Annotated in this window: 7 protein-coding genes and 1 rRNA gene; 7 read left to right on the top strand and 1 reads right to left on the bottom strand. The window is 42.3% G+C overall.

Annotated features, from left to right (window positions below):
* Positions 1-33: 33 nt before the first annotated feature.
* Positions 34-2,685 (bottom strand): DUF7133 domain-containing protein, encoded by a 2,652-nt coding sequence (locus BMY70_RS00040; RefSeq protein ID WP_090330433.1) that lies wholly within the window; start codon positions 2,683-2,685, stop codon positions 34-36.
* A gap of 296 nt (positions 2,686-2,981) precedes the next feature.
* Here BMY70_RS00040 and rbsK point away from each other — a divergent pair, with 296 nt between their 5' ends.
* From rbsK to BMY70_RS00005, 7 genes are all read left to right on the top strand, one after another.
* The gene (gene rbsK, locus BMY70_RS00035; protein WP_090330431.1) at positions 2,982-3,878 is read left to right on the top strand and encodes a ribokinase; all 897 of its coding nucleotides are present in this window, start codon (positions 2,982-2,984) and stop codon (positions 3,876-3,878) included.
* 2 nt (positions 3,879-3,880) lie between these two features.
* Entirely contained in the window at positions 3,881-4,819 is a 939-nt protein-coding gene (locus BMY70_RS00030; protein WP_090330428.1) for a nucleoside hydrolase, read from the top strand.
* 178 nt (positions 4,820-4,997) lie between these two features.
* The gene (locus tag BMY70_RS00025; RefSeq protein WP_090332501.1) at positions 4,998-7,304 is read left to right on the top strand and encodes an NADP-dependent malic enzyme; all 2,307 of its coding nucleotides are present in this window, start codon (positions 4,998-5,000) and stop codon (positions 7,302-7,304) included.
* 235 nt (positions 7,305-7,539) lie between these two features.
* Positions 7,540-9,705 carry a sialate O-acetylesterase gene (locus BMY70_RS00020; protein ID WP_090330425.1) on the top strand — a complete coding sequence of 722 codons (2,166 nt, stop codon included), beginning with the start codon at positions 7,540-7,542 and terminating at the stop codon, positions 9,703-9,705.
* A 201-nt stretch (positions 9,706-9,906) separates the two neighbouring features.
* Positions 9,907-11,694 (top strand): DUF885 domain-containing protein, encoded by a 1,788-nt coding sequence (locus BMY70_RS00015; RefSeq protein WP_090330423.1) that lies wholly within the window; start codon positions 9,907-9,909, stop codon positions 11,692-11,694.
* A gap of 49 nt (positions 11,695-11,743) precedes the next feature.
* Entirely contained in the window at positions 11,744-13,132 is a 1,389-nt protein-coding gene (locus BMY70_RS00010) for an aminopeptidase P family protein (protein WP_090330420.1), read from the top strand.
* Between the two features lie 556 nt (positions 13,133-13,688).
* Positions 13,689-13,968: ribosomal RNA gene (locus tag BMY70_RS00005) — 16S ribosomal RNA — on the top strand; the annotation flags it as partial.

The raw sequence follows: 13,968 nt of genomic DNA, 5'->3' as shown, positions 1-13,968 counted from the left end.
CTGCTTTAAGTTTTGATTGTCAGTTTATAATCTTTATTTTTTCTGCTGAGACAGGAAAGTAATTAACGAAGCAAATTCTTCATAAGATAGTGAATTTGCAAGTCCGGTCGGCATCATCGAATCTTCCAGTTCCCTTCGCGAAATGATATCAGCTGTTTTGATAGTATAAAGCTGTCCAGTAATGTCACGCATGACAACTTTTGCAGCGGATTCCTGCGTGATAAAGCCCATGTAAGTTTTATCACCTTTGGCTTCAATCACGACCGACGCAAAACCCTGAGAGATAGAAGCGTTCGGTTTAAGGATAGATTCGGCAATTTGTTCACGGTTCATAATCGAGCCGATTTGCCCCATGAACGGACCTTTCATCGTTTCTCCTTTGGTTACACTATGGCATGCAATGCAGCCTTGTTTTGTGAAAAGTGTTTTTCCCAATGCCGGATCGCCGTTAATTTTCGCCATTGCCAACATCACATCTTCAATCGAAGCTTCACCAACCTGCCCTTTTTTGTTTCTGATTTTGTCAAGATCAACCTTTACTTCTTCCTTTGCCGCAACTACTTCGTCTCCACCAAATTCGGTGATTTCCATCCGGTGCCTGCTGTTCAGGTCTGCGAAAAATTGTTTTCCTGCGGCATCAGATTTATTGAATTCTTCTGATAAGATGGCTTTGATCGCTGGAGAAGATTCCCAAGTGATCGCCTTGTAATAGGGGCCATGTGAATCTGGTCGGGTACTCCACCACCACGAGCCGTCGTAATCCGCTTCTTTTTTATACAGTCGGGAAAGCGTTACCAAAATTTGCTTTTTCAGCACTTCATCTTTCGATTCTTTGAAGGCAGCGATCAGTCCGCTTACTGCTTTCGGATCATGCATGTAACGCAATGCCCACAAAGCGATTGTTGAATTTTCTGTCCCAATCGCGCTTACGCAAGCGTCAACCGCATTCAGGCTGACCAGCGAACGAACAGCGAGGTGCGGAGGAACAATGGCTGAGTTTGGCGTTGCATGCGGACCTTCCACGTCTTTTGCCGGAGCAACAAAGGAAGAAGGAACTTTTACCTGCAATAAGGCAGGAGCAGCCTCGACCCGTCCTAAACGGCCCAACCCAATTGTTGCAGCAATCTGCACGCGTGGAGAAGGATCTTTCAGTGCTTTCAAAAATAATTCTGTCGGTACATTTTTAAGATTTCCCTTACGGTCCGTCACAGCGCGCAAAGCATATTCACGCATTGCGTCTTCATTCGTTAATTTCAAAAGATTTGCAGTTCCTTCTGCGCCTTTTATTTGAGCATAGGTGTACATTCCGGCAACGCGATTTTGCAGCGGCAACTCTTTGTCCGCAGCGATTTTCCAGGAAAGTTCCGCCGCCTGTTTTGCAGGGCGCGTCAATAATTCCTGCTGTGCATCCAAACGCGCCACTGCGCTCCCTGATTTCAGCAGTGCACCAAGTTCCTTAACAGATGCCTTTTTTACATTGGGATATGCTTTATATTTCCAGTTTTGCGGTACTGCACGGACGATAAATCCTTTTGCAGGGCTTCCGGAATATCCTGCGCCATCCCAGGCTGAAAGGTACAGTCTTCCGGAACCGTCAACATCAAGATCAGTAATTTGAGACAATTTTATAAACTCTTCATCCTTTTGTGTGAAAGTTGCCTGATCCGGCGTCACGCGGTGAATAAATAACTGGCTTCTTCCCCAGTCGGCCATCATCGGCACTTTGTTATATTTTTCAGGCCAAGTCGCTTCGTCCATATATAGTGCGCCCGTTCCTGACCCGCCGCCAAGGTCAACCAAAGCCGGAATGATTTCGTCTGTGAAATGTTGAAATAAAACCGGATAACCGTATTCTCCCGACTGGATCTGATTGCTGAAACGGATGTTCCATCCACCGCCATCGTTTGTGTTTCCGCGTGTGAAAATATTCATGAAGGGATCAATCGCGACATCGTAAATATTTCGCATACCATGGGTATAAACCTCCATTTCAGTGCCATCAGGTCTTACCCGAACAATTCCACCACCAAGCATAGTCATTTTTTTTCCTGTTCTGTCTATTGCGTCGTGGAAACCGAAATCCCCGACAGCAATATAGATCCAGCCGTCGATTCCCATACGGATTCCATTCGTAGCGTGGTCGGTTCCGCGGCTTTGCAGGAATTTAGGTGAGCTGATATGCTCGATTAACGGTTTTGACGGACCATCTGCCACGCCATCGTGGTTTTTATCTTCAAAAACAACAAGATCCATTCCTGTTGCAATTTTCGTTTCAGGTGAAAAAATGGTGTGTAAAACAAAAACCTGATCTCCCATGGCAATGATTCCGCGAGGATTATCTGCCATTGCGAAAACGGTATGTTTGTCAACTTTCCCGTCGTTGTCGGTATCGGTCAATTTTATGATACTTCCTTTTCCTGGGTCTTTTCCAAGTGACCCGATCATATCAACACCAACAAAAACTTCGCCTGTTGCCGCAACAGCCAGACAGGAAGGACTCGGTGTTAGATCGGAACCTGCAAAATGGTTAATTTTAAGTTCGCTTGGCCAGCTGCTTGCGTTCGGAAGCGAATCAGCGCGATAGAGGGATTCTGAATTTTTTTGTTCCGGAGCATTCAGATGCTGCGGACCAAACCACATAAGCATCAGAAAAGCCGAAACAAGGCTAAAGGTAATTTTTAACATGATCGTGTTTAGAGATAATTGGATTCAGGATTTGTAGAAAATCTTCAATTGAAGCCGAAAAATAGGAAACAATTCCTTTAAATCCATGTGCTATCGTATCACAAAGAGTAGAATTTTGACCTTTAAGATTGATATTTTGAAAATTGAAGTTAAAATCGATTCAGAAATGGTTAAAAAATACTTAAAAGTGCTTTTGAGGAACATTTAATATACGTTAATCAATAACTTCGTTCCTGTTTTATTTTGAAAAAAATGTAATCCAATCTCAACAAATTTATTCGAAAAAGAGAAACTATATGTCTGGTAAAATACTGGTTATTGGAAGTTCAAATACCGATCTGGTTATAAAAACAGGAGAGTTTCCTAAACCGGGGGAGACAGTGCTTGGACAAAAATTTTTGATGAATCCGGGAGGAAAAGGTGCTAACCAGGCAGTGGCTGCAGCGAGGCTGGGAGCGGATGTCCGATTCGTGGCAAAAACAGGAACTGATGTTTTTGGAAAAGAGGCGTTAGAAGGTTTTAAGAGAGAAAAACTGGATACGCAATATATTCGGGCAACAGAACATTTCCCCTCCGGCGTTGCATCAATTATTGTTAATGGTCATGGAGAAAACCAGATCATTGTAGCTTCCGGAGCAAACATGGATCTCAAACCTTCCGATCTACCGGATGCAATCTTTCAGGATGTTGAGATGGTATTGATTCAGCTTGAAATTCCGATAGAAACTTTATCTTATGTTATTGAAAAATGCCGGGCTCTTTCGCTGAAACTGGTGCTGAATCCCGCACCGGCGCAAAAATTGACAGACCATTTATTAAAAGGTATTTATTTGATTACACCAAACGAAACGGAAACTGAAATTCTTACCGGGATTTTTCCTGAAAATGAAGATACGTTAAAACAGGCAGCCCTGTTTTTTCGGGCGAAGGGGATTGAAAACGTCATTATCACACTAGGGAAAAAAGGCGTTTACTTGCACAATGATCAATATGATCAGATTATTCCGGCTGAGGAAGTAACCGCTATTGATACAACAGCGGCCGGCGATGTATTTAACGGTGCCATTGTAACGGCACTTTCAGAATGTAAAGACTGGGTTGAAGCCTGCCAGTTTGCCTGTAAGGCTTCCGGGATTTCCGTCACACGTATGGGAGCACAAAGTTCTGCTCCCTATCAACATGAACTAAAATAACCATGAAAAAATTACCAATTATTATTGACTGCGATCCAGGACATGATGATGCTTTGATGCTTATGCTGGCATTCGGCAGCGGGATGTTTGATGTCAGAGCCGTTACGACATCAGCGGGAAATCAGACTCAGGAGAAAACCCTTGCCAATACGCTTAAAATTCTCTCCTTAATTGGTGCGAACGTTCCGGTTTATCGGGGATCAGATACTCCGTTCTTTAGAAATCTAGTGATAGCAGAATATGTTCATGGAGAAAGTGGTCTGCACGGCGTGGACTTTGCCGAGGCAACTTTTAAAGCAGAAAGCATAATGGCTGTCGAAGGTATCGCCCGCATATTGGCTGAAAGTGAAGAGAAAATAACGATTGTTCCAACCGGACCACTCACAAATATCGCAGCATTTCTCTTGGCATTTCCGAACCTGAAACACAAAATCGAACGGATATCGCTTATGGGCGGAGGGATATTCAGAGGTAATATGACACCTCTGGCCGAGTTTAATATGTATGTGGATCCGGAAGCCGCCTCTGTCGTATTTAAAGCCGGAATCCCTATCACCATGTGCGGACTTGATGTAACGCATAAAGCTGTGGTATATCAAAAAGATATTGATCTTTTCCGATCTATAGGAAATAAAACAGGAGCCGCCGCAGCAGGGTTATTGGAATTTTATTCTGTTTTTTATCGGGAAAACAGAATCGAACTGGAAGGCGGAGCCGCACTTCACGATCCGTGCGCGATCGCATGGCTTATTGATCCCGGTATGTTTACTTCCAGAGCGTGTTTTGTGGAGGTCGAAACGAAAGGAGAATTAACATCCGGTGCCACGGTCGTAGATTTTTACAATGTCATGAACCGAACTCCGAATGCCGAAGTCTGCTATGACATTAATAGGGAGAATTATATCGAACTGTTAGCCGCTGCGATTAGAAATCTTCCTTAAACTTGCTTTTTTTAACCGATATTTATCAATAATTGGTAAAACAAGTAAATAGTCTGATGTATTCCCTGCAAAGTGTGATACTTTTGGAGCGTTAAACATTTATACTAAATCGTTAAATAAAATTCCGACCAGAATTTAGTGTATTATGCGGTTGGATAATGAGGTGAAATTAAATTTTATGAAGGAGCAGTTGAGAAAAGAGCAGGCACTGGACTATCATGCCAAAGGCAGGCCGGGGAAAATCGAGGTGATCCCTACAAAAGATGCAAAAACCCAACGCGATTTATCGCTAGCGTATTCGCCGGGCGTTGCCGAACCCTGCATGGAAATTTTCAGAGATGTAGAAGATGTTTATAAATATACGGCGAAAGGAAATCTGGTAGGTGTTATTTCGAACGGGACTGCTGTGTTAGGTCTTGGAAATATTGGCCCGGACGCCAGCAAACCGGTGATGGAGGGAAAAGCGGTTTTGTTTAAGATTTTTTCAGATATCGACGTTTTTGATATCGAAATCAATGAAACTGATCCTGACAAATTTATCCAGATTGTGTTGGCTCTCGAACCGACGTTTGGAGGGATCAATCTGGAAGATATCAAAGCACCGGAATGTTTTTACATAGAAAAACAGCTTCGTGAAAAGATGAAAATCCCGGTAATGCATGACGATCAGCACGGAACTGCGATTATCAGCAGTGCAGCTTTATTAAATGCTTTGGAATTGCAAGGGAAAGATATTACCACTGCAAAATTTGTGGTAAGCGGGGCAGGAGCTGCGGCAATGTCTTGCGTACTACTTTACAAATCACTTGGCGCGACGGCTGAAAATTTTACGCTGTTTGACAAAGATGGCGTTTTGCATAGCCTGCGTACAGACCTGGATGATGACAGAAAACAGTTTGCTGTCTCGGCAACACCGGATATGACGCTCGCTTCAGCAATGAAAAACGCGGATGTTTTCCTTGGATTAAGTGTGGGAAATGTGGTGAGTCCTGAAATGATCCAGAGCATGGCGCCAAAGCCGATCGTTTTTGCAATGGCGAATCCAAATCCTGAAATTTCTTACGAAGCGGCGACAGCTGCGCGTGAAGATGTGATTATGGCAACCGGTCGCAGTGATTATCCTAATCAGGTTAATAATGTCCTTGGATTCCCCTTCATATTCAGAGGTGCTTTGGACGTCCGTGCGACACAGATTAATGAGCAGATGAAGCTTGCTGCGGTTAAGGCGCTGGCAGATCTTGCAAAAAGTGCAGTTCCTGACATCGTCAATCTTGCATACAATGAGAAGACGATTTCGTTTGGCAAAGACTATATTATTCCCAAACCGCTGGATCCTAGATTATTGTCCACGGTTGCGCCGGCAGTTGCGCGCGCTGCTATGGAAAGTGGTGTTGCGAAAAAAGGGATACAGGATTGGGATGCATATAAAGAGGAGCTGGATCACAGACTAGGCCTTGATAATCAATTGCTCCGCGTGATTGGGAATAAAGCCCGCCTTGATCCGAAACGTCTGGTATTCGCTGATGCCGATAACTGGAAAGTGTTAAAAGCGGCGCAAATTTTATTCGACGAGAAAGTTGCTTATCCGATTCTACTTGGCGAGGAAACTAAAATAAAATCGGTTGCAGCAGCGAATGGGATCGACCTGGACGGCATCACGATCATTGACCCCAGAAGTGATAAACAGGAAGCAAAAAGAACACAGTATTCGGATCTTTATTTCAAAAAACGTCAGCGCAAAGGTATAAACGAATATGAAGCGATTAAAGCCATGAACGACCGGAATTATTTCGGTTGTATGATGGTGGAAACGGGTGATGCGGACGCGATGATTTCGGGGCTTACTAAAAATTATCCGGATACGATCCGTCCGGCGCTTCAGATAATCGGAACGGAAGATGGCGTTAAGAAAATTGCGGGTATGTATCTGCTGATTACGAAAAAAGGCCCCTTGTTCCTGGCCGATACAACTGTTAATTTCAATCCGACTCCGGAGGAAATCGCAGATATTACAAATCTTGCTGCTAGGGAAGTTCAGAATTTCAACCTGACCCCGCGTATCGCTTTATTAAGTTATTCAAATTTTGGCAGCAGCGATTCGCCGGAGGCAAAGGTTATGTCAGACGCCAGAAAACTGGTCAAAAAACGATATCCGTCGCTGATTGTAGATGGCGAGATGCAGGCAAGCGTAGCGCTCAATCCGCAAATGCTGAAAGATAGCTATCCATTTAGCGAGCTTGTTAATCAGGATGTAAATACTTTAATTTTTCCTAATCTTGCTGCAGGTAACATTGCCTACAACTTGCTGAAAGAGGTTGGTAACGCTGACGCAATCGGCCCTATTTTGCTAGGTCTTAAAAAGCCTGTTCACGTTTTGCAGCTGGGAAGCTCGGTGCGAAGTATTTACAATATGGCGCTCGTTGCAGTCATTGACGCTCAAATGAAAAGCAAAACGAAGAACGCCGAAATAGTCGGAAAAATATGATTAAACTACGCTTAAATCTAATAAACTCCTGTTTTAGTTAACAGGAGTTTATTTATTTTTATGACTTTTGTGAAGATATAATGCAACTTAATGTATAATTTCGTCGTAATAATTCTGGAAAACCGCTAGGTAGATTTCTATCCGGTTAATAGTTTTTTATTGCACGCTACAACGCTTTTAGCATAATTTGTGTCGTGAAAGTTATAGAACGATACCAATTGATTTTTCACATTACATGAAATACGCTGTAAAAAATTTACTTAATACATCTAGGAAATATCCACTTTCGATCTCTTTAAAGGTCTGTCTGTTAACGATTTTCATTCCTTTCGGATTGTACGCACAGATCAATCTCACTGCTCCATTAGAGCGTGCCGTTTATCAGCGGGAAAACGGTGGATCTGCTGATGTCACAATCAGTGGAAGTTATTCGATAATACTTGATAAAATTGAAGTACAAGCTACTCCTGTGAATGATAATCAAGGAAAGGCCGTAGGGTGGACCACCTTGCAAGACAAACCTACGGGAGGAGCATTTAGCGGAACACTGCGTCTGGTAGGCGGCTGGTACAAAATTCAGGTTCGCGGTATTCGAGGCGGAGTTATGGTTGGTAATAGTCCAGCTGTCGAACGCCTTGGTGTTGGAGAAGTGTTTATTATTTCAGGACAATCGAATGCCCAGGGAATGGATTATTCAAGTCCTGTAGCTAATGATGACCGCGTGAATTATGTCAGCTATAATAATGAAATCGGAAATGGTTTAGGAGATCTTCCTGCGCCAACCTTTTCCCGAATGAATAATTCGAATATTACCATGGGACTTCGAGGCCATGGTACTTGGTGCTGGGGGATTTTAGGCGATTTGCTTACTCAGAAATTAAACGTTCCGGTCATGTTTGTGAACACAGGCTGGGACGGGACTTCTATACGGAACTGGTGGCAAAGTGCGCAGGGAATTCCAACAGCTAGTGTTTACAGCAATCCGCAGCTCCCGTATCCAACCTTAATGCCTTATGCTAATTTGAGATTGTCAGCTCAACATTATGCCAAACAGTACGGAGTGCGTGCCATACTTTGGATGCAGGGAGAAACGGACAATTCGCCGTTGAACATGAGTTTTGGTGAGTACAAAAATAGTTTGCAATCGTTGATCGGCAAGTTGAATTCAGATATTAACAGACAGGTTCCGTGGGTTATTGCACGTACATCTTATGTTGATTACCGCAGCAATTCAACAATTATCGCTGCTCAAAACTCGGTAATCAGTGATTTGCCCGGGATCGCTTTTGCCGGACCGGAAACAGATAATTTGCCCGTGCAGAGGGTTGATGGAACCCATTTTTACGGCTCAGTTCAGTTAAATACGCTAGCAAATGCATGGGGTGAAGCATTAAGCCTTAACTTTTTCTCAACTGCGAACCCAGTGCCGATTAGTCAGGAACCAAAAATAACAAGTACTTGTGCTACCGATAACAGTTCGCTTAATTTGTCTCTGCCGGAAGGTTATTTGAACTATGAATGGTCACTATCCGTCAATGGGAATACTGAATACCGCGGAGCGAGATCGATAACTGTTTCAAGCCCTGGGACATATACCGGAAAGGTCAAAGATTCAAACGGGAATACGCTTCGTTCGCAGACAATGATTATCAACACAACCGTTAAACCGGTAAAGCCGACTATACGTGAAATTGGCTCACAACAGGCTTGTGCTGATTCATCTTTTACTTTTTCAATTAATGGCGGAAGCGATCTCTACAACTGGTATCGTCAGGGCGCTAATAATTCTTTACTTACAGGAACGTCCTTAACTGTGAATGAAGGAGGCTCTTACTATGTAAGGAGTGAGAACGCCTTTGGCTGCTTATCTGACAATTCAGATGTGTCGACACTGCTATACCGGCCCCAAGTTCCTACACCGCTTATTGAAAAAGTTGGCCCCTTCACTGCGGAAGCTTCAATAAATCAGACCGGATTAAATGAAAAATATGACTGGAGACGTGATGAGCTGATGCTTACAACTTCGGTAACAAACACGTTGAGAACAACTCAGACCGGTTTATATTCAGCAAGGGCTAATGTGACTTATGTTCTTGGAAGTAATTTGCTTACCTGTTATTCTCCTTATTCAAATCAGTTACAGGTGATAACCGAAGGAGAGTCTGATATTGTTGTTTTTCCAAATCCCGGAGCGAGAGACAATGTATATGTTGAGTCGCGGGATGATATTGACAATGCAGAAATCATCGTCTACGATATGTATGGAAGAGTTGTCGTGACACAAACTCAGGATATGAAAAGTCGCGTAAAGATTTTGGTTAGAAATCTGCCATCAGGAAAATATATTGTAAGGATAAAGGGTGCAAATCTGGATGTGAAAAAGCAACTGGTGGTATTATAATTTAATAGAAGCTTTTAATAAACGGGTAGGTCATTCTTGGCTTACCCGTTTTTATTTAACAATAACAGCCGAAAACTACGATAACCCAATGATGGCAAACATGAAAGTTAAAATCGGTTAATAACTTATTAATTACAGAAGAAAATATTCTGTTAGTTCCTTCTAAATTTGAGTTCGAGTATTCTCCTAAATTTTCTTTTTATGACTTCTTTTTTTCCGATTTTAGTGAAACGGAACTTAACTCAAATTTTATTATTTTTTAGTATATCCTTTCTTGTGATTCTGGCTGGCTGCAATAAATCTGAGTCAGGTGGATCAGACGCCAGATCGAATGAATTATTCGAAAAATATGCAGCATCCTTTATTGAAGCATTGTGGAAACAAAATCCGGATTGGGCCACGAACGCAGGTTACCACAAATATGACAGCGTTTTGGTAGTGCCAGACTCAAAGTCTGTTCAGTCCTCTTTAAAGTTTGCAAAGCAACATCTGGATTCTTTGGAAGGCTTTAATGCTGAGGAATTATCTCCTTCGAATAAAACGGATTTTTATTTAATCAGGAACCTGCTGAAAGAAAATCTCTGGTCATTAGATACCTTGAAATCATACCAGTGGGACCCGTCGAGTTTCAATGTGAGCAGTTCTTTTGCTTTTATATTGAATGAAAAATATGCGCCGCTGGAAGAGCGCTTATTGAGTATTAAGGCAAAACTTATCAATGTTCCTGATTATTACAAAGCCGCAAAAAAATCAGTTTCTAATCCCGTTCCGGACCTTTTAACATTGGCCATCGAGCAAAATCTTGGAGGGGTGTCTGTTTTTGAGAAGGATCTTGTAGACTCGGTAAAAGTTTCGTCGCTTGCTGAGGGCGATAAAATTCAGATCATCCAGCGCGCCGGCGCAGCAGCTGCGGCGATGAAAGATTATGCAAAATGGTTAAAGGAATTAAAAATTGAAAAGCCGCGAAGTTTTCGCTTAGGAAAAGATTTGTATGCCCGAAAATTTGCGCATAATATACAATCGGCATACACAGCTGATCAGATTTACGATTCAGCAGTGGCAAGAAAAGAGGAAGTACAGTCAAAGATGGCTGTGATCAGCAGACAATTATGGCCGAAATATTTTGGTACGAAACCAATGCCTGCTGATTCTTTGGAACTGATCGGTAAAATGATCGATACATTATCTGTGAACCATGTTAAACAGCAGGATTTTCAAACGGCAATTTCAGATATTATCCCGAGCCTTATCAGGTTTATCAATGATAAAAAACTGATTGATCTTGATCCGACAAAGCCTTTGATTGTCAGGAAGGAGCCCGCTTACATGGCAGGCGTTGCAGGTGCCTCTATCAGTGCGCCGGGGCCGTATGATAAAGGCGGAAATACTTATTATAACGTAGGAAGTATTGCAAACTGGCCGAAAGATAAAGCGGAGAGTTATCTTAGAGAATATAATCATTACATTATGCAGATTCTGGATATTCACGAGGCAATACCCGGACATTACACGCAGCTGGTGTATGCAAACAGATCTCCAAGTCTGATTAAATCACTGTTAGGGAACGGGGCCATGATTGAAGGTTGGGCTGTATACACTGAACAGATGATGCTTGAAAATGGCTTCGGAAACAATCAGCCTGAAATGTGGTTGATGTGGTATAAATGGCATCTACGCGCAGTTTGTAATACAATTCTTGATTACAGTGTTCATTCGGGGCAGATGACAAAAGAAGAAGCGCTTCATCTTTTGACAAAGGAGGCTTTTCAACAGCAAGCAGAAGCAGAAGGAAAATGGCGCAGAGTCAGTGTCAGCAATGTGCAATTAACCAGCTACTATACCGGATACAAGGAGATCATAGATTTGCGCTCAGCTTATAAAGCCAAAGCGGGAGACAAGTTTGACCTTAAATCCTTCCATGAAAAATTTCTGAGTTATGGTAGTGCTCCGGTTAAATATATCAGAGCGCTTATGTTAGGAAAGGAATAGTAGTGTTATTTTAAAGTAATTATATTAGGAAATATTAACTGATTGAGGAATGTTTAGTGTTGACATATACAAGCAAAGGCGGAATGCTCTAAAAAAAGCAGTTGGAAAAGGAATTATTCTTTTTTTTGGAAATGAAGAAGTGGGAATGAATTATAAGGATAATACTTATCATTTTCGACAGGATAGTTCATTTCTTTATTTTTTTGGATTGGATAAGCCTAATCTGGCGGCAGTCATCAATATTGATGAAGATCTGGAAATATTGTTGGGTAACGAACCAACCATCGACGATATCGTATGGATGGGAACGCAGCCATCAGTCACCGAGATAGCGGCTCAAACAGGAATTTTTAAAGTAACCGGGTTAAGAGAACTTGGTGTTTTAGTAAAAAAATCGGTTGCAAGCAGACAGGAAATTCATTATTTGCCGCCATACCGCTCAGAGACAATTATCAAGTTAAGTGAAATTTTAAGTGTTCCGTTTGATCAGGTAAAGGGCGGAGCGTCTGCCACATTAATAAAAGGTGTAGTTGCGCAGCGTTCTTATAAATCGGACCTGGAAATTGCTGAAATTAATAAAGCTGTAAACATCAGCAATGAAATGCATTTAGCTGCAATGCGCCATTCAGCTGAGGGGGTTACGGAAAAGTATGTCGCAGGAATAGTTGAAGGACTTGCACTAAGTGCTGGCGGAAATATTGCATATCCAGTTATTTACACTGTAAATGGACAAACACTTCATAACCATCCTACGAATAATAAGCTTAAAAAAGGTCAGCTTGTCTTATGTGATAGCGGTGCGGAAACGCCAACGCATTATGCAGGTGACCTGACAAGAACTTTTCCTGTCAATCAAAAATTTTCCCAGCTGCAAAAGCAGGTTTACCAGATCGTATTACAAGCGGAGGAAGCTGCGGCAAATTCTTTAAAACCGGGTATACGTTTTCTGGATGTTCATCTTATTGCTTGTGAAAAACTTGTTGAAGGACTAAAAGACCTGGGTTTGATGAAAGGAGATGTTAAAGAAGCCGTAAGCAGGGGGGCGCATACCTTATTTTTTCAATGTGGCTTAGGACATATGATGGGCCTTGATGTTCATGATATGGAAGATTTAGGTGAACAATACGTGGGTTATTCGGAAGGGATGATAAAAAGTAAGGAGTTTGGTTTGAAATCGCTCAGACTGGGAAGGGAGCTTGAATCTGGGTTTGTATTAACTGTGGAGCCTGGCCTGTATTTTATTCCGGAGCTTATGGATATGTGGCAGGCAGAGGGTAAATTGAAAGATTTTATAAACTATGACAAGTTATCGGCATTCCGTGATTTTGGAGGTGCGAGAGTGGAGGAGAATTTTCTAATTACGGACAATGGCTACCAGTTATTGGGCGAACCTTTAATTAAGTCGGTCGTGGATATCGAAGGTTTGAGTAGATTTTAGTTTATTCGATAAAGGATAATTGACAGGGAATAGACTTTGGTTTATTCTCTGTTTTTTTTTAAGCAGAGAATTTTTGCTAGCGTTGGGCATATTCTCCAGGCTACTCCAAGCAGGTTTGGCCTCAGAGCGGCGAATGTCGGAGAAAAGCCGAGGAACAAGTAATTATCATTTTTTAGTGCCACCTTGCACAAGACGAAGGAATCCAGATGAACCCTTCCAAAGCCGCTCTGATATCTTCGATTTGGTACACATGCTCCTGGAATTGCTCATTCCCCAAAAAAACTCCAAAAAACTTCACTATAAAGCCTCTTGAATTTCAGTATGTTATAAAATAAAGTAAAAAAACTTTTAAAATACTTTTGCCTTATACTTGCGCAGTAAAAAAAAAGGCTGCACTTTTGCACTCCCAATCGGGGATAACGGCGGTGAAAACGATCACTGCGACAAGTTTCGGAATTTTCGGAGCACCGTTCTTTGACATGATGAAGAGAGTAACAAGATAGTTCGTTTAAGAAGATTCGGTCCTATTTTATAGATAGAGGTCACAAAAAAATTTACAATGGAGAGTTTGATCCTGGCTCAGGATGAACGCTAGCGGCAGGCTTAATACATGCAAGGCGAGGGGGCAGCAATGTCACCGTCGTACGGGTGCGTAACGCGTATGCAACCTACCTTCAACTGGGGGATAGCCCGGGGAAACCCGGATTAATACCGCATAATACAGGGGTGCCACCTGGTACTATTTGTTAAAGATTTATTGGTTGAAGATGGGCATGCGTTCGATTAGCTAGTTGGCGGGGTAACGGCCCACCAAGGCGACGATCGATAGGGGAGCT

It is taken from the genome of Dyadobacter koreensis, assembly GCF_900108855.1.
GTDB classification, from domain to species: Bacteria; Bacteroidota; Bacteroidia; order Cytophagales; family Spirosomataceae; genus Dyadobacter; species Dyadobacter koreensis.
Note: the sequence above shows the minus strand (reverse complement) of the source record. Positions and strands in the feature narration are given on the sequence as shown.

Coding starts and splice junctions, on each gene's coding strand:
- BMY70_RS00040 (WP_090330433.1), bottom strand. CDS start 2,685: ATGTTAAAAATTACCTTTAGCCTTGTTTCGGCTTTTCTGATGCTTATG.
- BMY70_RS00025 (WP_090332501.1), top strand. CDS start 4,998: ATGAAGGAGCAGTTGAGAAAAGAGCAGGCACTGGACTATCATGCCAAA.
- BMY70_RS00010 (WP_090330420.1), top strand. CDS start 11,744: ATGTTTAGTGTTGACATATACAAGCAAAGGCGGAATGCTCTAAAAAAA.
- BMY70_RS00015 (WP_090330423.1), top strand. CDS start 9,907: ATGACTTCTTTTTTTCCGATTTTAGTGAAACGGAACTTAACTCAAATT.
- BMY70_RS00030 (WP_090330428.1), top strand. CDS start 3,881: ATGAAAAAATTACCAATTATTATTGACTGCGATCCAGGACATGATGAT.
- rbsK (WP_090330431.1), top strand. CDS start 2,982: ATGTCTGGTAAAATACTGGTTATTGGAAGTTCAAATACCGATCTGGTT.
- BMY70_RS00020 (WP_090330425.1), top strand. CDS start 7,540: ATGAAATACGCTGTAAAAAATTTACTTAATACATCTAGGAAATATCCA.